The organism is Achromobacter sp. ACM01, from assembly GCF_014851745.1.
GTDB lineage: Bacteria > Pseudomonadota > Gammaproteobacteria > Burkholderiales > Burkholderiaceae_B > Achromobacter > Achromobacter aegrifaciens.
Genome location: NZ_JACVAF010000001.1, coordinates 121,814 through 143,366, shown reverse-complemented (window position 1 = coordinate 143,366; position 21,553 = coordinate 121,814). Strand labels below are relative to the sequence as shown.

21 protein-coding genes are annotated in these 21,553 nt (G+C 62.2%); 11 read left to right on the top strand and 10 right to left on the bottom strand.

All coding sequences use genetic code 11. The annotated features are described in order from the left end of the window. Positions 1–51: 51 nt before the first annotated feature. Positions 52–537, top strand: coding sequence for a hypothetical protein (locus IB268_RS00685; RefSeq protein ID WP_225591280.1), 486 nt, complete (start codon positions 52–54; stop codon positions 535–537). A 23-nt stretch (positions 538–560) separates the two neighbouring features. Here the strand turns inward: IB268_RS00685 and IB268_RS00680 are convergent, their stop codons facing one another. Together IB268_RS00680 and IB268_RS00675 are read right to left on the bottom strand one after the other, a co-directional pair. Further along, entirely contained in the window at positions 561–881 is a 321-nt protein-coding gene (locus IB268_RS00680) for a hypothetical protein (RefSeq protein WP_225591279.1), read from the bottom strand. A gap of 44 nt (positions 882–925) precedes the next feature. Next, complete coding sequence (locus IB268_RS00675; protein WP_054455662.1) at positions 926–1,399, bottom strand: DUF2846 domain-containing protein; 474 nt, start codon at positions 1,397–1,399, stop codon at positions 926–928. A 198-nt stretch (positions 1,400–1,597) separates the two neighbouring features. On the opposite strand from IB268_RS00675, the gene IB268_RS00670 reads away from it, so the two are divergent. Continuing rightward, complete coding sequence (locus tag IB268_RS00670; RefSeq protein WP_192353684.1) at positions 1,598–2,308, top strand: hypothetical protein; 711 nt, start codon at positions 1,598–1,600, stop codon at positions 2,306–2,308. Between the two features lie 29 nt (positions 2,309–2,337). Here the strand turns inward: IB268_RS00670 and IB268_RS00665 are convergent, their stop codons facing one another. The 3 genes from IB268_RS00665 to IB268_RS00655 all read right to left on the bottom strand — a co-directional run bounded on the left by IB268_RS00665 (position 2,338) and on the right by IB268_RS00655 (position 3,980). Further along, the gene (locus tag IB268_RS00665) at positions 2,338–2,733 is read right to left on the bottom strand and encodes a YkvA family protein (RefSeq protein ID WP_192353683.1); all 396 of its coding nucleotides are present in this window, start codon (positions 2,731–2,733) and stop codon (positions 2,338–2,340) included. An 80-nt stretch (positions 2,734–2,813) separates the two neighbouring features. Continuing rightward, positions 2,814–3,311 carry a hypothetical protein gene (locus tag IB268_RS00660; RefSeq protein WP_175163059.1) on the bottom strand — a complete coding sequence of 166 codons (498 nt, stop codon included), beginning with the start codon at positions 3,309–3,311 and terminating at the stop codon, positions 2,814–2,816. Between the two features lie 6 nt (positions 3,312–3,317). Further along, entirely contained in the window at positions 3,318–3,980 is a 663-nt protein-coding gene (locus IB268_RS00655; protein ID WP_192353682.1) for a hypothetical protein, read from the bottom strand. Positions 3,981–4,202: 222 nt separating this feature from the next. On the opposite strand from IB268_RS00655, the gene IB268_RS00650 reads away from it, so the two are divergent. The 6 genes from IB268_RS00650 to IB268_RS00625 all read left to right on the top strand — a co-directional run bounded on the left by IB268_RS00650 (position 4,203) and on the right by IB268_RS00625 (position 9,734). Continuing rightward, positions 4,203–4,703: a sigma-70 family RNA polymerase sigma factor gene (locus IB268_RS00650; RefSeq protein ID WP_054455669.1), complete on the top strand. Its 501-nt coding sequence runs from the start codon at positions 4,203–4,205 to the stop codon at positions 4,701–4,703. Beyond that, entirely contained in the window at positions 4,700–5,644 is a 945-nt protein-coding gene (locus tag IB268_RS00645) for a DUF4880 domain-containing protein (RefSeq protein WP_125471038.1), read from the top strand. Before IB268_RS00650 ends, IB268_RS00645 begins: the two co-directional genes overlap by 4 nt. An 83-nt stretch (positions 5,645–5,727) precedes the next feature. Continuing rightward, positions 5,728–8,091, top strand: a complete 2,364-nt coding sequence (locus tag IB268_RS00640; protein ID WP_192353681.1) for a TonB-dependent receptor — start codon at positions 5,728–5,730, stop codon at positions 8,089–8,091. Between the two features lie 157 nt (positions 8,092–8,248). After that, entirely contained in the window at positions 8,249–8,785 is a 537-nt protein-coding gene (locus IB268_RS00635) for a DUF4189 domain-containing protein (RefSeq protein ID WP_119449818.1), read from the top strand. A gap of 136 nt (positions 8,786–8,921) precedes the next feature. Then, a complete protein-coding gene (locus IB268_RS00630) occupies positions 8,922–9,296 on the top strand; it encodes a glutaredoxin (protein WP_192353680.1) in 375 nt (124 codons plus the stop codon). A 15-nt stretch (positions 9,297–9,311) separates the two neighbouring features. Beyond that, the gene (locus IB268_RS00625; RefSeq protein WP_175163048.1) at positions 9,312–9,734 is read left to right on the top strand and encodes a hypothetical protein; all 423 of its coding nucleotides are present in this window, start codon (positions 9,312–9,314) and stop codon (positions 9,732–9,734) included. Between the two features lie 11 nt (positions 9,735–9,745). On the opposite strand, the gene IB268_RS00620 is transcribed toward IB268_RS00625, so the two are convergent. Next, entirely contained in the window at positions 9,746–10,618 is an 873-nt protein-coding gene (locus IB268_RS00620) for an alpha/beta fold hydrolase (RefSeq protein ID WP_192353679.1), read from the bottom strand. A gap of 270 nt (positions 10,619–10,888) precedes the next feature. On the opposite strand from IB268_RS00620, the gene IB268_RS00615 reads away from it, so the two are divergent. Next, entirely contained in the window at positions 10,889–11,446 is a 558-nt protein-coding gene (locus IB268_RS00615; protein WP_192353678.1) for a sugar O-acetyltransferase, read from the top strand. A 41-nt stretch (positions 11,447–11,487) separates the two neighbouring features. Here the strand turns inward: IB268_RS00615 and IB268_RS00610 are convergent, their stop codons facing one another. Both IB268_RS00610 and IB268_RS00605 read right to left on the bottom strand, forming a co-directional pair. Beyond that, positions 11,488–11,820, bottom strand: coding sequence for a hypothetical protein (locus tag IB268_RS00610; RefSeq protein WP_192353677.1), 333 nt, complete (start codon positions 11,818–11,820; stop codon positions 11,488–11,490). Positions 11,821–12,278: 458 nt separating this feature from the next. Continuing rightward, positions 12,279–16,055, bottom strand: a complete 3,777-nt coding sequence (locus tag IB268_RS00605) for a hypothetical protein (protein WP_192353676.1) — start codon at positions 16,053–16,055, stop codon at positions 12,279–12,281. 1,154 nt (positions 16,056–17,209) lie between these two features. Here IB268_RS00605 and IB268_RS00600 point away from each other — a divergent pair. Beyond that, a complete protein-coding gene (locus IB268_RS00600; protein ID WP_192353675.1) occupies positions 17,210–18,577 on the top strand; it encodes a Fic family protein in 1,368 nt (455 codons plus the stop codon). A gap of 88 nt (positions 18,578–18,665) precedes the next feature. On the opposite strand, the gene IB268_RS00595 is transcribed toward IB268_RS00600, so the two are convergent. After that, positions 18,666–18,995 carry a YegP family protein gene (locus IB268_RS00595; protein WP_054455686.1) on the bottom strand — a complete coding sequence of 110 codons (330 nt, stop codon included), beginning with the start codon at positions 18,993–18,995 and terminating at the stop codon, positions 18,666–18,668. Positions 18,996–19,156: 161 nt separating this feature from the next. Further along, on the bottom strand, positions 19,157–20,350 hold the full coding sequence (locus IB268_RS00590; RefSeq protein ID WP_175163036.1) for an acetylornithine transaminase: 1,194 nt from the start codon (positions 20,348–20,350) through the stop codon (positions 19,157–19,159). A 211-nt stretch (positions 20,351–20,561) separates the two neighbouring features. Between IB268_RS00590 and IB268_RS00585 the strand changes: the two genes are divergently transcribed. After that, positions 20,562–21,527 carry a tripartite tricarboxylate transporter substrate binding protein gene (locus IB268_RS00585; RefSeq protein WP_192353674.1) on the top strand — a complete coding sequence of 322 codons (966 nt, stop codon included), beginning with the start codon at positions 20,562–20,564 and terminating at the stop codon, positions 21,525–21,527. The last annotated feature ends 26 nt before the right edge of the window (positions 21,528–21,553 follow it).

Below are 21,553 nucleotides of genomic sequence, written 5' to 3'. Positions count from 1 at the left end.
GGAAGAATACCTGCCTCCATGACCCCGACGGGTTCACCCTCGCTGCCCATCATGTCTTTCCAAACGATTCCTGCAGAACCTTACGCACCGCGCCGCATGGCGTTCATCGAACAATGGCGCGAAGACGGCCTGGCCATCAAGGCCTACGCGATACAACGCAATCCCGATCCAGCCGTTGCGCTGCTGTCCGCTGAAGTGGCCGCAGCCGCGCGCAAGACCGCAATGGCCGCGTTGCGAGACGCCGCCAGCGATCCGCGCGCCACGGGCTTGGGCTTCTGCATCGTGCACGTGGGCGAAGAAGCGGTCTGGCTGCTGGCTGACTGGTGGATATCCGGCGGCATCCTGTGCCAACAGATGTACTCCGCGCCGCTGGATCGGCCCGAACAGTTTCAACCCGTGCAGGGACCGTTCATTGCCTGCGTGTGGGAGCTGGAAGTGACCGCGCATGAGCGCGGCGCGTGGATGCGGCATGCGCTGCGAGAGACGCCGGATATCAACGCGTATTTGGCGGACGTGCTGCCTGCGGGCAGCTATTGAGACTGCCTCAAGCAGCGCGGCGCTTACTTCCTGAGATAGGACTTCTTTCCGCTATCGGTATAGCAGAACGTTCCGCCCCGCGGCCCGGTGCAGTATTGGCCATCACGGCAGCTGCATGCGCCATTCGAGCCGGAAGCCGAGGGCTTGGAAACAAGTGGCTGTGCGCTGGAATCCGGACTTGAGCACACGCGCTTGGATGCGCTGATCGAACCGTCGCGGCACAAAAACTGTTCTCCGACGCAACGCTCCACGCCACCCTTCTTTCCTGAGCAGGGATAGTTCGCCGCATGGGCCATCGCGGCAAACAGCAAGGCCGCCAACAACAGACCAAGACGCATCGTCATTTCCATTGCAAGTAGGCAAGAACAGCGGCGGGAGCGGACTGCGATCAGCCCGTGCAACGGCCTTCGGCCGCCAGGTTCACTTCGGACTTGGAGATCACCCGCTGACCTTCCTCTTCCGTTACCTGCTCCACGCCGGCGCCACCCACAAATACGCCCATTTTGATGAATTGGCGCACGAAGTAATTCTTGCCCGCTTCCATCATCACCATCAGGTCGTTCGGCGAAAACTCCGATTCGGTGGAGACTTTGTGCTGCTCGTTGCCGGCCACCTGCGTGTAGAAGAACACGCGGTCGGCGGTTTCACCCAGGCACTTGCCGTTGACGTACACGTCCTTCTTCAGCGCCTTGCCCACGAAGCTATCCCGGTAGACATACAGGCCGGACTTTCCTTCGTCCGGCGCCGGGAACGATTTGGCCTGCTTATTTTGTTCCGCTGGCGCCATCGGCACATTGGCGCAACCCGCGATCGTCATTACGCAAGCGGCAGTGGCCGCCAACTTCAACATCTTTTTATTCATGTGATTCATCTTCTTCAGCTTAGTTATCTGCCGCTTCCTGCCCTCCGCAGGGGAACGGGTAAATGTATCCAAGAGATTCTAATAATGTCACATGAATACCAAATAAGCTATCTGACAGTAGGAAATACTGCTGTTCCGGGATTAGAAATGGCAGACTACGACTCCCCGGCGACATCGCAGCCAGACATCTCCTCGTCCATGAACAAAACCGAAGGCGCTACCTTCCTGATGGCGTATGACAAGGGCAACTCGCACTTCAGCGATCTGCACTTCCACGACTGCACCTTCGACAACGGCGCCCTTTCCATGGTCAAGACCCCACAGCGCATGTCGCGCGTGCAGAACGTGCGCGTTTCCAAATGCCGCGCCGTCAACTCGATGATCCACCCCTGCATGTTTGAAGACGTGCTGATCGAGGACTTGTCCACCAACCCCATCCTGCTGGTGTGGGCCTCGTTCTTTCGCCGGGTCAAACTGGCGGGCAAGATCGGCAAGCTAAATCTAAACCTGACGCCCACCGCGTTCTGCAAGGACGAGCGCATCCTCGATCAGTTCGCAACCGCGCGCGCCGCCTTCTACGCCGAGACGGATTGGGCCTTGGATATCAGCGAAGCCAAGCTGTTGGGCCTGCGCTGCGAAGGCGTGCCGCTGCACCTGATCCGGCGCGATCCGCAGACGCAGGTCATCGTGGACAAGCAGGGGCGGTATCCGGGGTATGAGGCGCTGGGAGCGGATTTCGTCCAAGCGTTTCCGGGCATCACCAGCACGCTGCATGGCTTTGATAGCTCGCCCACCCAGTCCATGCTGCTGACCGCCTCGCTGGCCGCGCCCAAGGCGCGACGGGACGAGGAAAGGGGCGCAATCGCGGAACTCAGGACCTTGGGGTTTGTGGAAGAAGGTTCGGCGTAGTTCGGCGCGCAAGCCCGCCGGTCAGGGCGCTAGCAAAAATACGGTGCAAGCCAGAACCACGCCGCAAGACTTATCCCCAGCCATAGCGCCACGATCATCACCGCGCCCGCCACACTACGCGGCTTCTTGCCCTGCGATTGCGTCCAGGCGTCCGCCTGAACCCTGCATTCCTGCAGCACGTCGGCCGGCAACAGCTTGATGGCCAGCCAGATCAGGCCGGGCAACAACAGCACGTCGTCGATGTAACCCAGCACGGGGATGAAGTCGGGGATCAGGTCGATGGGGCTGAGCGCGTATGCCACAACGAATACACCGAGCGCCTTGGCGTACCAGGGCGTGCGGGCGTGCTTGCCGGCAAACCATAGCGTCAGGCCATCGCGCTTGATGCGCTTGGCCCAGGCTTTCAGGCGGTCGCTGAGGGTCATGCGGAAAGCGGGTGCTCGCACCCAATAGCCGTGAATGGCCGTAGTCTGACACACCTTTTCCGCTCATACGGTGCGCTGCTTCAGGGCTTGCGGTCGATGACAATCCGATTGCCATCCCGGCTGCACGTCAACGTATCCCGATACGCCGTGCACAGCTTGTCCACCAGCGCGGACCAGCAGGCGCCGCTGACCGGTTGAGAGATCACCACGGTCTCGGCTCCTCCCTTCAACAGGATATCGGCGCTGGAGTTCCGGCGTAACCCTTCGGCGATGGAACCGAGTGTGCGAGGCGCCCCTGAGAATTCTTCCGCGTTGGCGGGGAACCTGTTGTTCAACTGCCAGTAAAGCCCTCCCACCAAGGCGATGGAGAGAAGTATCAAGAACACGCCGGCAGGCCCTTTCAAACCATATTTGTCGATGGTCGTTTCCACCTCATGCTTGGTGTTTGGCGTAGGGGAGGATCTGGGTCGAAGCAACAAGTAGATCCCCAGCACGAACAAGATCAGGGCCACCACGACGGCAACAAGCAGCACGGCCCAATCCAATCCGGGAAGTTCTCGCATGCAGGTGAGATCCATGGCCGATCACCTCTTCGCATCAGAGAAGAAAAGCACCAGCAATTGCGACGCTTGCTTGTAGTCCATCAGCACATAGCCTCGCCCGATCTCAAACTGAAAGCCTTCCGTCCACGTCACCGAAAGCGGCGGCCTTTTTCCTTGGAATACTTCCGCTATGACGTTGCTGTATTTCCTGGAGAAAACAACGATCTCGTTGTCGATCTGTTTGACGGGCAGCTCCGCGATGACGACGGCCTGTCGAAACAAGCTGCCTCGCGCCAGGACCGGCAGGGTGCTCTCTATGAAACTGCTCTCGCTCAAGGCAGACGTGTCTCCCGACTGCGCAAACGCCAGATAGCGGGGGAAGATCTGCGCCGCGGATTGCAACTGCGCTTGGTACGCGTCCTGTCCAAGGATGGAAGTAAGAACCGCCGGATTGGCCCCGATACCCGAGAAGCCGTATTCGCACTTGCGTCCGCCGGCATAGCGCTGGACGGTGCAGGTCCCGTTGACGCTATAGGCCTCGTATTGCCCGGATGAGAAGCGGCATTCGCAGTATTTCGCCGGCGCAAGCGGCGCGGTGGTTGGAACGTTCTGGCCGGTGCCTTGCGCTTGGGCTGTGGCGCCCAGCGCGATGAACGAAGCTCCAATGGCAGCCAGAGCATGCTGGATGAATCGAGAGTGTGGCATGGGTACACCTCGCTTTATTCAACCACCTGAACGGGATAGTGAAGCTTGCCGCACATTTAATAACGATCCCGCGCGGTCTGAACGAGGATTAATCCATCAGGAGAGATCCAAAATGGGCTCTGCCGGTGGAGCGGGTGACGATGAAGTCTCCATCCCCTTTGGCTTTCCCGAACCCATCATGCCATAATTGATAACGATTCCCATTTATTCACAGCACAAGCCGTGGACTCAACGCGTGACACCTGCTTTTCCACCATCTACAAGAGCGACCATCCCTGGCTGGAGCGCCGCCTCCAGAACGGCCTGCGCAATCGCGAGGATGCCGAGGATGTCGCAGGCGAAACCTTCACCCAGTTGCTCTGCCTTCCTGCGCTGGAGCAATTGAATGAACCCCGCGCGATGCTCATCACCATCGCGCGGCGCATCACATGGCGGCTGTGGCGCCGGCGTGAACTCGAGCAAGCGTGGCTGGAGATGCTGCGCCTGCAGCCGGAACCCCTGGAGCCCTCGGCCGAAGAGCGGGTACAGACCCTGCAGTCCTTGCAGGCGCTCGACACGGCGCTGGACGGTCTTTCTTCCAAGGCCAGGATGGCTTTTCTCTACAGCCAGCTCGACGGCATGACGCATGTGGAAATCGCCGCGCGGCTGAAGGTTTCTCCCACCATGGTCCGCAAATACATCGTCCAGGCCCTGCGCCGTTGCTGCGAGGTGTTTGGCGTATGACGCCCTTGGACATGCGCAGCCGCGAGGCGGCCATCGAATGGCAGGTCTGTCTGTCCAGCGGCCAGGCCAGCGATGCCGACCGCAAGGCTTTCGATCGGTGGTTGGCGGAAAGCCCGAGCCACGGCGCGGCCTGGCAGCGGCTGAACTCGGCATTGGACGGCACGCTGCATCGCCTGCGGCCCGGACTGCTTGCCGACGGCAACCCGCTGCGGCGTTCGCTGGTCGGGCCGCAACTCGCGCAGCGCCGCAGGCTGGGCAAGCTCGTCCTGGCGGGCGGGACCGTGCTGCTCGGCGCCGGTGTCGCGGACCGCTATGTGCCGCTGCGGCATCTGACGGCGGGCTATGTGACCCGCACCGGTGAACGCCGGCGCGTGGCCTTGCCTGACGGCAACATGATGGAGTTGGACGCGCGCAGCGCCGCAACGCTGGACGGGCAACACGGCATACACGTGTCTTCTGGTGCCGCCATCTTTGAGGTGGCGGCAGGCCAGGGGCTGCAAGTACGTCTGCCCCATGGCGAAGTCCGCCTCGCCCAAGGCCGCGCCATGGTGCGCTGCGCGTCCGAACGCAGCTTCTGTCTGGCCCTGAGCGGAGCCGCCGAGGTCTCCACACTTGCCGGTATCCGCCGGCACTTGGCGCCTGGCCAAAGCGTCTGGTTCGACGCGCAGCAGATCGATGCGGTGCAGGACAACCAGGAGTACGCCGCCGCCTGGAGCAACGGCGAGCTTGAAGTCCATGACGAACCCCTGCAGACCGTGATCGATGCCCTGGCCCGATATCGGCCAGGTTGGCTGCGAGCCTCACCCCAGGCGTCCCGCCTGCGCGTCACCGGCCTGTTCCCGCTGGACGACAGCGACCGCGCCCTGGCGGCGCTCACGCATACCCTGCCCATCCGGCTGCAACGGCTGGGCAGTTGGTACGTCATGATCGATCTCGCCTGAAAATTTTTTCTGCGCCAGGTGTTTTTTTGCCGGCGCCGATGCACATACATGGAACGCGTGCTCACGCATCCACGGAGTGTTCCATGCTTTCCCTCAGGTTTCCGGCTGCCTGCGTCATCGCAGCCGCCGCCAGCACCGCCCATGCCCAGGCGCTGCGCCAGTATGATTTGCCCGCGGGCCAGCTGGATGTCGCGCTGACACAGATCGCGCGCATCGCGGGCGCGGTCATCTCGTTTCGCGCCGAACTGGTGGCGGGAAAATCCGCGCCGGCCATCTCCGGCCGGTTGACCGTCGACGAAGCCACCGCGCGCGCGCTGACCGGAAGTGGGCTGGAGCTACGGCGCACACCGGACGGCAGCCTGACCGTGGCGCCATCAGGCACCACGACGCTCTCGCCGGTGACGGTCGAGGCGGCCACGCTGGGCGTGACCGAGGGCACGCATTCATACACCACGCCGGTGATGGCCACGGCCACCAAGTTCGCGCTTTCGCCACGCGAAACGCCGCAATCGGTCAGCGTGGTGACCCGTCAGCAGATCGAGGACCGCGGCTTCCAGTCCCTGGACGATGTAGCCCGCGACACCACCGGCCTGACCACGCGCCAGATTGGCGGCGGCGAGCGCACGCAGTTCTTCTCACGCGGATTCGAGATCAGTTCGTTCCTGGCCGACGGCGTGCCGCTGGCCTACGACTACGACACCCAGGGCGTGGCGACGCTGGCCATGTACGATCACATCGAAGTGCTACGCGGCGCGGCCGGCATGATGACCGGCGCAGGCAATCCCTCGGGCACCATCAATCTGGTGCGCAAGCGCGCGACGGCGGTGCCGCAGTTTTCGGTGACCGCCAGCGCCGGCAGCTGGGACAACTATCGCGGCGAAGTCGACGGGTCGGGCGCATTGAACGAAAGCGGCACCCTGCGCGCACGCGGCGTCGTGGCCTATCAGGACTCGGATACCTTCAAGAAAGCCTACGAGCATCAGCGCCAGCTCTATTACGGCACCATCGAAGCCGACCTCACGGCAAACACCACGCTCAGCATCGGCGGCTACTACAACCGCGAAGACAATCCCGGCGCGGATTGGAACGGCCTGCCGACCCGCCGCGATGGCAGCTTCTACGACTTCAAGCGGTCGACCCGCCTGTCGCCGGATTGGGCCTATTGGAACAAGGAAAACACCAGCTTCTTCGCCGAACTCGATCATCGCTTCGCCAACGGCTGGTCCGGCAAGCTGACCGCCCGCACGCTGCGCGCCAAAATGAACATGCTGGGCAGCTACCTCTATCCCCTGGAGAACTCGACGTTCTTCGGACAAGGCTTGGGCCAGTACAACTACGACAAGACCCAATACAGCGTCGACGGCTACCTGAGCGGCCCGTTCACGCTGCTGGGGCGCACGCATGAGCTGGTGCTGGGCGGCAGCTTCCTGAAGAACAAGGACGACGACGGTCCTGGCGGATGGCCGTTGGGCTATGACATGACGGTCGATCCCGAACACTGGGACTCCAGCGCCGTCGAAAAGCCCACGTTCGTCTACCCCTGGTCGCGCAAGGGATTCCAGCGCCAGATGAGCGGCTACGCCACCACCCGCCTGAGCCTCGCGGACCCGCTGACGCTGATGCTGGGCGCCAGGCTGGACTGGTATGAATACGACATGACGCTGAAGTCCGGCGACTACGTCAGCCCGCCCGCGGCCTACAAGGTCAACCACGAACTGACACCCTACGCGGGCCTGATCTACGACCTGGACCGCCATCATTCCGTCTACACCAGCTGGACCAGCGTATTCCAGCCGCAAAACTACCAATCAGCCAGCGGCGCACCGCTGGATCCGGTCATCGGCACCAATCTGGAAGCAGGGATCAAGGGCGAGTACTTCGACGGCCGCCTCAACGCCAGCGCGGCGGTATTCCAGATCCGCCAACGCAACCGTCCGGTCGCCCTGACCACGTCCGCGTGCGGCCCAGGGGTGATCGAATGCTATGCGCCATCCGGCAAGGTGGAAAGCCGAGGCGTCGAATTCGAAGTGGCAGGCGCAATCACGCCGGGCTGGCAGGTGTCCGCCGGCTATACCTACAACCAATCCAAGTATCTGGAGGATTCGGGCAACCTCCGGGCTGGCGCAGCGTATGACACGCAAACCCCGCGCCATCTGTTCAAGCTCTCGACCATGTACACCTTGCCTGGCTCCTTGAATGCCTGGCGCGTGGGCGGGGCGATGCGCGTGCAAAGCGCGATCAGCTTGCCCGCCTACAACGTGCGCCAACCCGGCTACAGCATATGGGATGCCGTGGTGGCTTATCGGGCCAGCCCGAATCTGGATCTGCGGCTGAACGTCTACAACCTGTTCGACAAGTACTACTACCAAGCGATTGGCAGCAACCAGGACAACAACCACTTCGGCGCGCCGCGGTCGTTTTTGTTGACGGCGAAGTACACGTTTTAAGCTTGGGGCGTGGCTGGGAGAATCGTTCGTAGAAAGAATTTCGGACTACACTTTCCGGGGCAATTTCACAGCCTGACACCTTGCCTCGGACTCTCTGCCTGCCCGGCCTTGACCCACGGCATCCGGCTTGAAGAACACGACAACTGCGAGACGACACATGCGTGCTTTAAAAGCGGCTTTCCTGCTGGCGATACTGTACCTCGGCGTCGCTGTCTCGGCGCAGGCCGAACAAGGTTGCCCGGACGGCTTTATGCCCAACGCCGCCGGCACGCCGGGCCAGCAGTGCGTGCCGATCCCAGGCCTGTCGCGGCCACAAGGCGGCACCGGCGCGCAAACCGCGCCTGACCAACCGCGCTGGACCACCCGCTGGGGCGCAATCGCATACGACCCGCCCTCGGGCTCCGTCGGCATCGCCGCCGACAAGACCAGCAAGGTCAAGGCCGAACAGGCCGCGCTGGAGCATTGCGCGTCCAAGGGCGGCAAGGGTTGCAAGACCAACATCACCTACTACAACCAATGCGTGGCGGTGGTGTACGGCCCTTCCCCCAAAGGCGAGGGCGTCTTGATGAATTCCGCCAGCGCCGAGACCAAGGAACAGGCAGAAGCATTGGGCATGGAAACCTGCAATAAAGCCACGCAGACCTCCTGCAAGACCTTCTATACGGGCTGCAGCTACCCGGTGCGGTTTCAATAACGCGCGGGCTTCAACTACCGACCCATGACGTGACACGGGATGACCACGGGCCTGCGCAGCTGACGGCACTCGCGATACTGAAACACGCCGCACAGAGTAGACTGGCCGCCTGTCCATTTGTATCGAGTCCTACTCCATGCTAGTCAAAGCCCTACGTGTCGGCCTGGGTCAAATCATCGTGCTGGGCGACGCGCTCACACGCCCACGCCCGCAACAGCGCTCCGTGCAAGGCCAGGCCACGGTCAACACCGAAGCGGCCAAGCTGTCGCTCTACCAATTCCACGCCTGCCCGTTCTGCGTGAAGACGCGGCGCGCCATCCACAAGCTCAACGCGCCCATCGCGCTGCGCGACGCCAAGGGCGATCCCGAAGCGCGCGCGCAACTGCAGGCAGGCGGCGGCAAAGTGAAGGTGCCGTGCCTGCGCATCGACGACGCCGCGGGCACGCGCTGGATGTACGAGTCCAGCGACATCATCGCCTACCTTGAACAACGCTTCGCCAACGTGGCCTGACAGGGGTTCATGGGCATGATGCGCCTGGCTCGCCTGTTCCTCATCGCCTTGGCCACCGCGAGCGCGCTGGCCGGCTGTGATGCCGCGCTGGAGCCCGCGCCGCCCGGGTCGAAACTCAACGCTGAAGCCATCGCCACGCGCGACACGCCTCCGGAGCATCAGTTCAAGGGCGTGCTGGCCGGGAAGCCCGTGCATCTGCTGATGCATAAATGCAAGGTGTACATGGTCGAGCCGGCCGAAGGTGAAAACCTGAAGTGGACGCTGGTGCTGGAAGGCGACCTGTATCCGCTGCCGACCAGCTGCATCCGTCAATCGCTGACCGAGAGCAAGGGCGTGGTGACCGCGTTCATCGGGCGGCAGGCGTTTGGGGCGGGCGGGTGTTGCACGGGGACGCCGGAGTATCGGTCCAGGGATGGGGTGAATTGGAAGCCGCGCTGAGCGCAGCGATATCAGGCCGCCAGCACCCTTTGCAGAAATCCCCGCATCAGCGCAGCCACCTCGTCCAGATGCGTCTCCAACAACCAATGACCGCCACCCTCCAATAGGTGCAGTTCAGCATCCGGCAAATCCCGCAGATAGGCGCGGGCTGAGGCTTCCGGCATGTAGTGATCCTGCGGCCCCCATACGATCAGCGTAGGCGGCTGGTGATCCCTCAGATACTGCCGGTGCTCCGCAAACCATGCACGGTTCGGCTTCAGCCCGGCAATCAAATCGATAGCGACCTCCTTGCGGCGCGGCGTCATCAGCGACCAATGCAGCTTCCATAGATCCGGGGAAATGCGGTCGACAACATCCGGCCCGACATGGTTCAGGAATTCCTCCTGGAAGCTTGCCTCAGTAATGCTGTCGCCTATGGCGTGGCGCATCTCCGCGGGCGACAACGCCCAGGTGGCTTCGATGTCCGCATATTTGGGCCCTAAGGCATCCTCGTAGGGAACGTCGCCATTCTGGATGATCAGCGCCGTCACCCGATGAGGTGCACGGATCGCCAGCCGCGCCCCGATGGGCGAGCCGAAGTCGTGCAGGTAGAGCGCATAGCGGTCCAGGCCCAGCGCCAGGACAAAGCGATCCAGAAAGGCCGCATAGCCGTCGAAGCTGTAATCGAAGTCCTCGGGCGTGGCGCTGTAGCCGGCGCCGGGATAGTCGGGCGCGATCAGGCGCCAGCTATCGGCCAGGCGAGGCATCAGGTTACGAAACTCGTAGGAAGAACAGGGGTAGCCGTGAGGCAGCAGGAGGGCAGGCGCATCGGAAGGGCCCGCGATGCGGTAGAAGGTGTCGATGTTGTCGACGGGGAGGCGGCGGTGCTCGACAGGGGCGGTCATGGGAGGCTCCTTGGGTTGCGGACGACGGGTGGGTGTAGATGGTCGTCAGTCGTCAGCAATCACAGTGCCTGGACATGGCTCGCCCCAGGGGGAATGTCCCGATGCAATCGCATGCGGCGCCGCGCGTGACGCCGTAAGCACCTCTGCCTGCTTTTGGCCTTCCGGAATTTGGAAAAATCGTCGGGAATAAAGACGTCAGGCTACGATTTCGCAACATGCGGTTGGCCAGCCAACCGCCCGCTACGCCGAACCCCCAAAGGAAAGCCGCAGATGGCAAATGACGACCGCAGCCTGATCATTCCCAGAAGAACGCCCGAATCAGCGGCCATGGCGGCCAACATCAAACGCGCGATGACGATCACCGCCGCCCTCAACCGCCTGACCTTCAACGACGCTGCGGAAGTCCGCGTTTTGTTCAGTGAATTGATAGGCAAGGCGGTCGATGACGGCTTCCTGTTGATCCCGCCGTTCTATACGACCGGAGGCCCCGACATCAGCGTCGGGCGCAACGTCTTCGTCAATCAGAACTGCACCTTTTATGACCTGGGCGGGTTGAGCATTGCCGATGATGTGATGATCGGGCCGAACGTCAGCCTCATCACGTCTGGCCATCCGATCGAACCTTCGCGGCGTCGTGATTTCGTCACTGCGAAGCCCATTGTGATCGAGAGGAATGTCTGGATCGCGGCCGGTGCGACCGTTATTGGTGGCGTGACTGTGGGCCAGAACGCGGTGGTCGCGGCGGGTTCGGTGGTCACCAAGGACGTGCCCGCGAACACGCTGGTCGGCGGGAATCCGGCCAGGGTGATTCGGTCGATTGCTGAATAGGGCGCGCGCTCGAGCGCCGCGCCTCTGGTTGCTTAGTTTGGCTACTGGATCGACGACGGTGCGCCGTGCGTGATGTCGCCGAGATCCGCTTCCACCTCGCAAAAGCGTGCCTGCGCCAGCATGGTATCGGTCAAGGTGCCCAGGTGATCGCACAAGCCTTCCACTCCGCCCATCAACGCCGCCACCGTCCAGGCGTCCAATGGTTGCCCGCCGGTTGCATCGGGTTCGGATGCGCTGTTGCCGACCATACGGGCGATGGCCTCGATGGCGTGGCGGGCTCGGTCTATGTGGTGGAGATGGGAGAGGGGGACTGGGCCGAGTTCGGGGTCGGATTCGACGGACCAGGGGTTTTGGGTGAGGGGGTGGGATTGCATGGACTTCCTCCGACGATATGGGAAATCCCGCTGCCCCACTTCCAAATGAGGCGGGCGGGCACAGGACAAGGTTGGAAGACCGGATCGTCGGAACCGGCGTGCGGCTAGCGCACCCCTGCCAAGGCCCGCCCATTGGGACGTGCGAAGGCGTGCGGACGTGAAATCCGCACCGACGAATTTACCGGCTTCCATTCCGGGCTACCGTTGGTGGCGGTAGAGGGAGGAGTATACGGGAGGAGGTCTGATGCTATCCGCAGGGTGAATGACAATTTCGCCACCGACTACTCACACGTCCGCTTTCGACCCTAAGCAGCCGTTCGGCAGCGGTGTGCCAAAACCGGCCATTCGCCCAGCGCGAAGCCGTCGGGCAGAAATGCAAAGGGCGGCGGGTCCGGCCTAAGACTACGCGAGAGCCGCGATCGGCGTCAGAGCCCCGCTGGGGATGCTCGGATCAGCAGCTATTCGAAACTCTGCTCGCCTTCCCGATCGCGCTTGCTCTCATGTTCGATCCAGCGTTCCAGTTCGGGCAGCATGTCGGTGACCCATTGCCGAACCTCGCCTCCGACATTGTCACCCAGCGTTGTGATAGCTGCGCGACGCCGAACCATGATATCGGCGAGCGAGCCACTCCAGCTGCGCGGATGCAGCCGCGACCAGATATCACCGAGAAACGCCCGCTTGTCTCGCGCGTGGCCCAATATTTCCAGGAAAAGCGTGGAGACACCATTCTCCTCTTCGCCCGGCCGCCGCTTGAACATGGAGATGCTTTTGCCAAGCAGCGGATAGCGCCGATCCGGATCGATATTCGCCCACTGAACAAGGGTCTCGGCGCCGACATCTTCCACCGGCGTGCCAGACCCGAAGTCCCCCTCAAACAGTCCCCGATTCCTCGGCCGGAGCTCAGGAAGCAGGAATTCGTCGAGAGCGATGAGGGGATGCGTTTCGAAGAGCGCCTTCAAGACATAACCAAGATCGTAGGACGAGAGATAGACGGTCTCCAGCCCGGCCCGGACCCGCGCGCAGATCTCGCGCAGCGTCGCCGCACCATCAGGTCCGGCGCAGCAGACCCGAATGACGGTATGCAGCCCGAAATCGCGAAGCGACTGCTTCTTCCCGAAGTCGGCGCGCAGCAGCAGCTCACGGCCGACGGCAATCAAGGATGGAGCGCGTTGTCGGCCCTCCTCCCGATCGCGGTAGAAGTGCATGTGAAGGATATCGAGCGCGATCTCCACGCCGTCGGCGAGACTGGCGATGTCGGTGAGCAGCGGACCAAGCGCGTCGGGTGGAGACTCGCCGACGCTGCCATTGGCGATGCTGTGAAAAGTCCGCGCCGACAGGACGCCACGTTCAATCGCACGCCGAAGCCGCGCAATGCCCTGGGTATCGATAGCAACACGCGCCTGAAGATAGGGCAAGCTCGCGGCGAGATCGGGATTCTCGATCACATCCTCCAGCGCGGTGTCGGCGAAGGCCGAATCTCTGGCGTGTGCGCCATGGATGAACCCGCCCAGCACCGTCGCATTCCGGCTGTCCACATCGGCGGCAGAAAAGAGGCCCAGCAGTTCCCGCCACATCGCATCAAGATCGGCGGCGCCATCCGACAGGCCGATGCCGCACTCGTAGGCGCGCTGCGGATGTTGTTCGACGAGCAGTTCGGCGATGAAGGCAGCGCGCGTCTCCGGGTCGTGCGCGAGCGCGGTTCCGATCTCCTTCGCGAGCTGGGAGGCGCGCTCATACGGCTTCATGACATCGCCGTCGTCGGCATCACCGTCAGCGACATCCCAACCGAAACTTCTGCGCCCCAGTACCACCGCACGGGCCTGATGGAGAAGGTCGGTGGGTTTCAGGCGGTCGATGAGCGCGGTGAGACGCGCGCGCACCTCATCAGGCATAGCGTCGCCCTCGAAACGCTGCGCTGTGCGGAAGCCGATCCACCCCTCGATCCAGGGCCGCTCGGAAGAGAAGTGGGTCGCTGCCCGTTCGAGCGCATCGTGACAGGCGCCGAAATGCCACAGCTCCCTTACGCTATGGGCAAGGTGGTCCCGGGCGTTTTCGATGATTGGCGAAAGCTCGACCGCCAAGTCGACCGCGCCGTTGTACCAGGCCCAGATGTCGCCATAGGTCGGCGGGTGCCAGCCATAGTCGCGTGACCGGGCGCCGAAGTCGAAGTCGCTGGATGAACTGAAATAGTGCGCCTTCAGCAGCGCATCGAGGGCGACGCCGGCGCAGCGCATCAAAGCCGGATCACCAGATTGCGCGAACCGGCGCACAAGCGATCGCCGCTGGTCCGGCAAAGCCTTGGTGCCGGACAGGTGCAGGTGAAACAGCTCGGCGAACATGTCCGATGCCGAGTTGTTGTTGTGATTGGGCGGTTCGGCGGAAAGGAACCGGGCAAGCAATGTCGCCGCGCGGTCGAATAGCGGTGGATCGTAAGCGAGGCGCTTGATCAACCGTATCCACTGCCATCGGTCGCTCGACTGCGGATCGAGTATCTCGGCGCCGCGCGGCCCGGCCACGTCTCGCTCGATCCTTGCGAGCACGGCATCGGGCGCGACCGGAGCGATATTCGTGATGATCTGGAGACCGTCTTCGCCCAACGCCGTGAGATCGCCAAGAAGACCGTCGGCACCGAGCCAGCGCTCGACCGCGGCCCGTGCCTCGGCGCTGTCGTGCAGATAGCCGAGGCGGCGCGAAAGGGACTTCTGCATCCGCGCCGTGAGCGACGCGCAGAAGCGATCGAAATCGGCCGGGGGCATGCGTTCGAGGGCGAACCCGGCGAGCGGGTTGGCGACCGCGTGCGGCAGGATCGCGCGCCACCGTCCGCGCAACTGCGCGATCCCGCGCTGACGAAGCGTGTTCAGCGCCGCATATATCGTCGCCACGGAAGCGCCGCGAATAGCAGCAACCCGCGCAAGTTCGCCGCTTTCCGACGTGTCTTCGCCATCGATCGAATAGAGCAGTGCAAGGTCTTCGGCGGCGGAAAGGAGATCCCGGTCGGGCTCGTTGCGCTGGTGAAAAATCCGCTCGAAGAGGTCACGGCTCTTGAGCTTTCCCAGGGTCTCGCCTTTCCCGAGGGTTTCGGCGAGGGCGCGCGCCGCGCGGAAATTGCCGTCGCTGAACTCCGATATCGTGCGCCGGTCCACCTGCGTCACATTGGGGAAGGTCTTTTCCAGCCACAGTTCCACCATTTCGGGCGATGCTGATTGCAGGCGAAAGACCTCGGTACGCTCGGGCTCATCGTCGCGAACATCATATTCGACCGTGAGGAGGCTGACCTGGCTCCCCGCTTCCGAACAGATGCGGGCAAGTTCGCTGTGCGTCGCCGGATTGCAGTTATCGACGATCAGGATCGCACGTTGCCGTGCGATCACTAGCTGGCGCGCCATGTCCCGGGCGGTCGGGTCAGTCTCGACCGAATAGTCGGTATAAACGGCAAGCCCCGGGTCCAGCGGCGCCTCGCCGACACCATCCTCGAACAGTGCCTGCACGAGACGAGTCTTTCCGAGACCGGACAAGCCGATCAACCGGATACATTGGCGAGCTTTGTTCAGAGAGACGCGAAGCCGGGCGATACCCTCGCCGATGGTGAGTTGCTCGCGGTCGCTCGTTCGCTCATCAGTTAGGCAAGCCTTGTCATTGAAGAGATAGGGCGTCTCCTCGCTCACGCCGACGCCGCACCAATCGCCGATGCTGCTCCAGCCCGACATACCGATGCCGAGCCGCATGCGGACCCAGGCGGCAATCCCGGGATAGTGATTGACCCATGTAGCCAGCCGGTCGCGATCGTAGAAGTCGCTATGCAACTGCCCGGCCTCAGGCAGATCGTCGAGCTGCGCCCGGATCGCATCGCGACGATCGCTCAGCGGCTTGTCTGCGACCGACCCTTGCGCGCTGACGATGATGTAGGCGCCCGAGCGAGCGGCGAGTTCGGCGATGACCGGCCGTAGTACGCCGCCAGGACGCATCTCATCGCGGATTGCGCTCGCCGGCATGTCGGGCTTCTTTACCTGAAATCCTGTGTGCTGGCTCGGCACGAAATCCGGCATCAGCAGTGCGGACGGGCACTCGACCCGGACATCAAGCCCGCCATCGGCCGCATCCTGATTGCCGCCAGCGGTCACCGACGAACTGGGGCAACCCTGCGCCCGCAATTCTGCCAAAGCGAGACGTGCGACGAGTGTCCGCAGATCGGCGTCATTGAGGTCGGCGACTTGTGCGCCAGTAATTTCGAACATCGTTCTCCCCCCCCTTTTCATCAAGTATAGGAGAGCATGCGGGAGAACAAAGAGCGGTCAAGCGATAGTTGGTCCGCCACGGCCACGACGAACTGCCAGTTGTGCCATCGCCACGCATGATGCCTGCGACTGGCTTGCTGAGCTGGCGCTCCAGCGCCGGTGGCCACGGCACGAGCGCGAACTCGCGCGATCCGGCGGAGAGGCTGTTGGGTCGCCATCTGCGCGATTTCTTCTAGGTGCGGAGCACCTGAATCGTCTCGAGATGCTTTAGCGCCGCGCTATCTAGTCCGTTCGTGAAGAAAAAGCGTTTGCCTTTCACGTCGCCGAAGAACTTCTTGAACCGATTGACGGTGACGTCGGCATCGGCGCCGCCGGTGGTGCTGCCTATGCTATTTCCTCGAGAATGATCGGCGGCCTCGAAAGGGCCAGCCTGAACGAATGTCCATTCAGCACGATTTGCGGCTCAGAAGCAGCTAGTGTGGTTCCAGCCCAGTTTTTGCCTTTTCCCGTAGGTCGCCTTGGTGATAGCCGAATGTCAGCTGTTGGCCGAAAGCTGTCATTAGCGATCGCTGACGTGTCTCGTAGGCTCCGGCCAAAAACTTACTGAATTCGTGGAGATCTCCTAGCGAGCGCCATTAAGGCAGACAGGCCGTTAATAGTGATCTCAGACTGCAATTTCGATTTTTCACATCGTGATCGAGAGGGATGTCTGAATCCCGGCGGGTTCGGTTGTCACCAAGGATGTGCCAGCGAACACGCTGGTGGGCGAAAATCCGGCCAGGGTGACTCGAAATAATGGTGTCAGACTACAATTTTCCGCCGGCTCGCTGAATGCTTGGCCCATCGGCGGAGCGATGCGCGCATAGCACTCGCTTTCCCGCATACAACGTGCTCCGCCCCGGCTACAGCCGTTGGGACGCCGTGGTGGCTATCGGACCAGCCTCACCTCGGATAATAACCACTTCGGAATGCCGCAATCATCTCTGTTGGCGGCAAAGTACTCGTTTTGGCGTTGATGCGTTAGTGACGAAATCGCGGCAATCAATTTCCTCGGACGGACGCATTGGAAATCAGCTCAAAATCAGACCAAATCAGCTCATTTCTTGAGCTGATTACTGCTAAATTGAGCTGATTCAACATCTTCGGCTCTTGCCATGACCGTCCGCGAAGACATTCTTCAGTTTCTGCGCGCCCAGCAGCGCGAGAACCTGCCCTGGGTGAGTTCCAGCGAACTGGCCTACCGAACCGGCGTCAGTTGGTCCACGGTGAAGCGCCAATTGGAAAATCTGCGCAAAGCCGGCGCGATACTGCGCGAGGGGCAGGGCCGGGCAACTCGCTATCGGATTGCGGACGAAACACCCGCATCGACACTCCCAACGACCATTGCCACGCGGCTGTCGGAGCCGACCTCCGAGGCCGTCGGGATGATCTGGTCTGAGCGTGGTCAAGCCCTGCTGGCCCGGCTTCGGCAGCCGTTGTCGGCGCGTGCACCTGTGGGATACGAACGCGCCTTCGTGGAAAGCTATGTGCCAAACCAGAGCTCCCTGTTGCCGCCTTCGCTGGCTCAAGACTTGGCCGACGGAGGCCGCATGCCAGGTCAATCGCCAGCCGGGACTTACGCGCGTCGCGTACTGGAGCCGTTGCTGCTCGACCTGTCCTGGTCATCCTCTCGACTGGAAGGCAACCGGTATTCCTTATTGGCCACGCAGGAACTCTTCAAGCACGGAATGGCCGGGGAAGATCTGGATGCAGTGATGCTGCTCAACCATAAGAGGGCCATCGAGTTCCTGGTCGATGCGGTGCCCGCACATGGCCTGACGTCCGCCGTGATCGGCAACCTTCACGCGATCCTGCTGGAGGAACTATTGGCCAATACCGACGGCCTGGGCCGCATCCGCCAGATCGTGGTCAATATCGGGGACACGACTTACGTGCCGCTCCAGGCGCCCTTGTTGCTGCAGGAAATGTTCGACCAGATTGTGGAGAAAGCTCGGCTTATCAAGAACCCGGTGGAAGCGGCATTCTTTCTGTGGGTGAACCTTGCATATCTTCAGCCTTTCGAAGATGGCAACAAGCGCACCAGCCGCCTGTCGGCCAACATTCCGCTGATGCTTTACAACTGCGCGCCGCTGTCCTTCCTGGACGTAGAGGTACAGGACTACGTCTACGCCATGTTGGGAGTCTATGAATACGGCGATGTGACGCTGGCGACAGAGCTGTTCGCCTGGGCCTATCGGCGCTCGATCCGCAAGTACGCCGTGCAACTGAACGCCGCGGGCGTGCCGGATCCGGTGCGATTCCGATTCCGGGAAAAACTGAACGAAGCGGTTGGCCGGGTACTACGCGAGCAGCAAACCGCCGACACCGCAACAGCGGCGCTGGGCCTATCCGAAGACGATGTTCAATTGTTCCGCCCGATACTGGCGCAAGAACTGCGCATACTGGACGTGTACAACTGCGCTCGCTATCGCTTGTCGATGGACCTAGTTCAACAATGGGTCGAGGCTGGGCGGCCGCACTGAAGTGAACCAGCGGAACAAGAGCCGCAAACATTGCGGCTCTCTAGTCCCGACACCGATAGATGTGAATCAGGGCTTACACCCCAACCACTCAGGTATTGTCTTTCACCACAGTGCTTGGCCCATTGGTCTTCACAGACGCGATCCCGGCATCTCGAGCCGCAGTGCTCGAATACATTTCACTGCGTCCAATAGACTGCCCATTCGCAGCGCTCAACGAGAAATAAGGTGAACCGTTGGTTGCCGTCTTGCGCTGATAGCGCTCATCGATCGGCGAATTCTGCCGAACGGACGCAATGCCATCCTGAGCGCTAGCTTTGGTGGTGTACCGCTCGCTCGTCAAAATAACTTCATGATTCCCGGCTTTCAGATTGAACATGTACTGATCGCCGCTGCGCTTCAACTCGTAGTAACCGCTCATGGAAACCTCCAATATCTGGCAAGTTCAACAATGGGTCGATACTGCGATGCACACACATGAATGCCGGTTGATGATAGTCCATGCCTTGCGCTTATGGACATACCAAAGAAAAGGGCCGCTAATCGCGGCCCTCATCGTTATTGCTTAACGTATCGCTTCGATTATGCCTTGCGCACCTGCGCAATCAACCCATCCAGCTGCGCCAGCATCGTATCGATCTCTTCCGCCGTCACATTCAACGCCGGCATAAACCGCAGCAGATTCCCACGCGGCGCATTCAGCAGCAGGCCATTGGGCGCCAGATTGCGCGCGGCTTCGACAATGGCGGGGCCGTCGTCGCGGTCCATGACCAGTGCGCGCAGCAGGCCCATCCCACGCTCACCCTTCATACCCCACTTGGCCGACAGGGCCAGCAGGCCTTCGGACAGCTGCTTGGCGCGAGCATTGACCGATTCCATGAACCCCGGCGCAGCCAGAGCATCAAACACAGCAACGCCAACAGCAGCCATCAACGGATTGCCGTTGTACGTGCCGCCCTGGTCGCCATGCGAGAACACGCAAACTTCCTGACGAGCCAGCAGCGCAGCCAGCGGCACGCCGCCGCCGATGCCCTTAGCCAGCGTCATGATGTCCGGCACGACATCCGATTGCTGGTACGCAAACATGGTGCCCGTACGCCCCATGCCGGTCTGCACTTCATCAACGATGAACAGCAGCTTGTGCTCGTCGGCCAGCTTGCGCAGGCCTTGCATGAATTCCTTGGTGGCGGGGATGACGCCGGCTTCGCCTTGCACGGGTTCGAGCATGATGGCGACGGTCTGGTCGTCGATCAGCTTGCGCACGGATTCCAGGTCGTTGATTTCGGCCTTGGGGAAGCCTTCGACCTGCGGGGCGAACATCTTGTCCCAGCCCGGCTTGCCGGACGCGGACATGGTGGCCAGCGTGCGGCCGTGGAAGCCGTGGTTCATGGTGATGATCTTGTAGGCGCCGTTCTTGTTCACCTGGCCCCATTTGCGCGCCAGCTTGATGGCGCCTTCGTTGGCTTCGCCGCCGCTATTGGCGAAGAAGACGCGGTCGAAGACCGAGGCGCCGGTCAGGCGCTCAGCCAGTTCGATGGAGGGCAGGTTGTAGAACGCCGGCGAGGGGTTCATCAGCAGCTTGGACTGGTCCAGCAGGGCCTTCTGCATTTCCGGGGCGCAGTGGCCCAGGGTGTTGACGGCCCAGCCCTGGACGAAGTCCAGGTATCGCTTGCCCGCGTGATCCTCCAGCCAGGATCCCTGGCCGCGCACGAACACGAGGTCCGGGCGGGAGGTGATCTCCATGAGGGCGTTGGTCTTGAACTGGCTGAATTCCATGGCGGTTCCTGCGGAATGAGAGAACAGGGATTAAAAGTGATTGGACGATGCCAATAGGCGAATTTAGCACCGACGGGGGGGATGCTATTGTGACGTACCCCCAGCCGATCCGCCCCGGGCCGCCTCAAAAGGGCAGACAACGCGGGCGCTCTATTTTATGCAACAGGCGCGACCCCGCGCGCAGCCCTTTGTCGCTTTTTACTGACCAATCATGAAACGTATTCTTTCCAGTCTTGCCGCCGGCCTGGCGCTGGCGACGGCCGCGGCGACCGCGCATGCCGATTATCCCGAGCGCCCCATCCGCCTGATCGTGCCGTTCCCGCCCGGGCAGGCGACCGATATCTTTGCGCGCGCGCTGGCCGAAAAGCTGGGCGCGGCCGTGAAGCAGCCCATCGTGGTGGAGAACCGCGCGGGCGCGGGCAGCAATATCGGGATGGAGCAGGCGGCGCGCGCGACGCCGGACGGCTATACGCTGGTGATCGCGGGCTCTGCCGCGGCGGTGAACCAGACGCTGTACAAGACCATCAATTACAGCCTGACCAAGGATTTCGCCCCGGTGTCGGGCGTGTTCTCGGTGCCGCTGATGTTCCTGGCGACGCCGGCTTCGGGCATTACCTCGCTCAAGCAGCTGGTGACGCAGGCGCGCGCCAATCCGGGCGAGCTGGCCTATGCCAGCGCGGGCATCGGCGGCACGCAGCATTTGTCGGCCGAGATGTTCAAGGCGGCGGCGAACATCGACATCCGCCACATTCCGTACAAGGGCAGCGGCCCGGCGCAGGCGGATTTCCTGGGGCATCAGGTGCCGTTGATGGTGGACTCGGTGACTGCCGGCCTGCCGCATGTGCAGAGCAAGAAGGCGGTGGCGCTGGCGGTGACGACGGCCAAGCGCCTGCCGCAGCTGCCGGACGTGCCGACGGTGGCGGAATCGGGTTATCCGGGTTTCGAGGCCATCGGCTGGGCGGCGGTGCTGGCGCCGCGCGATACGCCGGCCGAGGTGACGGGCTATCTGAGCAAGCAGATCGGCCAGGTGCTGAATTCGCCGGACATGCAGAAGTTCTTCCGCGACCGCGGTGCAGAGCCGATGCCACTGACGCCTGAGGCGACCGGCACTTTCATTGCCGGCGAAGTGAAGAAGTGGGGCGAGGCGGTGAAGCAGTCGGGCGCTCAGGTCGACTGACGGACGCGCAAGACGTCATGCCCCCA

Bases quoted from the DNA above. Each gene is read 5' to 3' on its own strand.
- IB268_RS00585 (WP_192353674.1), top strand. From the start codon at position 20,562: ATGAAACGTATTCTTTCCAGTCTTGCCGCCGGCCTGGCGCTGGCGACG.
- IB268_RS00675 (WP_054455662.1), bottom strand. From the start codon at position 1,399: ATGAATAAAAAGATGTTGAAGTTGGCGGCCACTGCCGCTTGCGTAATG.
- IB268_RS00670 (WP_192353684.1), top strand. From the start codon at position 1,598: ATGAACAAAACCGAAGGCGCTACCTTCCTGATGGCGTATGACAAGGGC.
- IB268_RS00605 (WP_192353676.1), bottom strand. From the start codon at position 16,055: ATGTTCGAAATTACTGGCGCACAAGTCGCCGACCTCAATGACGCCGAT.
- IB268_RS00630 (WP_192353680.1), top strand. From the start codon at position 8,922: ATGCTAGTCAAAGCCCTACGTGTCGGCCTGGGTCAAATCATCGTGCTG.
- IB268_RS00660 (WP_175163059.1), bottom strand. From the start codon at position 3,311: ATGGATCTCACCTGCATGCGAGAACTTCCCGGATTGGATTGGGCCGTG.
- IB268_RS00625 (WP_175163048.1), top strand. From the start codon at position 9,312: ATGATGCGCCTGGCTCGCCTGTTCCTCATCGCCTTGGCCACCGCGAGC.
- IB268_RS00610 (WP_192353677.1), bottom strand. From the start codon at position 11,820: ATGCAATCCCACCCCCTCACCCAAAACCCCTGGTCCGTCGAATCCGAC.
- IB268_RS00645 (WP_125471038.1), top strand. From the start codon at position 4,700: ATGACGCCCTTGGACATGCGCAGCCGCGAGGCGGCCATCGAATGGCAG.
- IB268_RS00595 (WP_054455686.1), bottom strand. From the start codon at position 18,995: ATGAGCGGTTACTACGAGTTGAAGCGCAGCGGCGATCAGTACATGTTC.
- IB268_RS00620 (WP_192353679.1), bottom strand. From the start codon at position 10,618: ATGACCGCCCCTGTCGAGCACCGCCGCCTCCCCGTCGACAACATCGAC.
- IB268_RS00635 (WP_119449818.1), top strand. From the start codon at position 8,249: ATGCGTGCTTTAAAAGCGGCTTTCCTGCTGGCGATACTGTACCTCGGC.
- IB268_RS00600 (WP_192353675.1), top strand. From the start codon at position 17,210: ATGACCGTCCGCGAAGACATTCTTCAGTTTCTGCGCGCCCAGCAGCGC.
- IB268_RS00590 (WP_175163036.1), bottom strand. From the start codon at position 20,350: ATGGAATTCAGCCAGTTCAAGACCAACGCCCTCATGGAGATCACCTCC.
- IB268_RS00665 (WP_192353683.1), bottom strand. From the start codon at position 2,733: ATGACCCTCAGCGACCGCCTGAAAGCCTGGGCCAAGCGCATCAAGCGC.
- IB268_RS00615 (WP_192353678.1), top strand. From the start codon at position 10,889: ATGGCAAATGACGACCGCAGCCTGATCATTCCCAGAAGAACGCCCGAA.
- IB268_RS00680 (WP_225591279.1), bottom strand. From the start codon at position 881: ATGACGATGCGTCTTGGTCTGTTGTTGGCGGCCTTGCTGTTTGCCGCG.
- IB268_RS00640 (WP_192353681.1), top strand. From the start codon at position 5,728: ATGCTTTCCCTCAGGTTTCCGGCTGCCTGCGTCATCGCAGCCGCCGCC.
- IB268_RS00655 (WP_192353682.1), bottom strand. From the start codon at position 3,980: ATGCCACACTCTCGATTCATCCAGCATGCTCTGGCTGCCATTGGAGCT.
- IB268_RS00685 (WP_225591280.1), top strand. From the start codon at position 52: ATGTCTTTCCAAACGATTCCTGCAGAACCTTACGCACCGCGCCGCATG.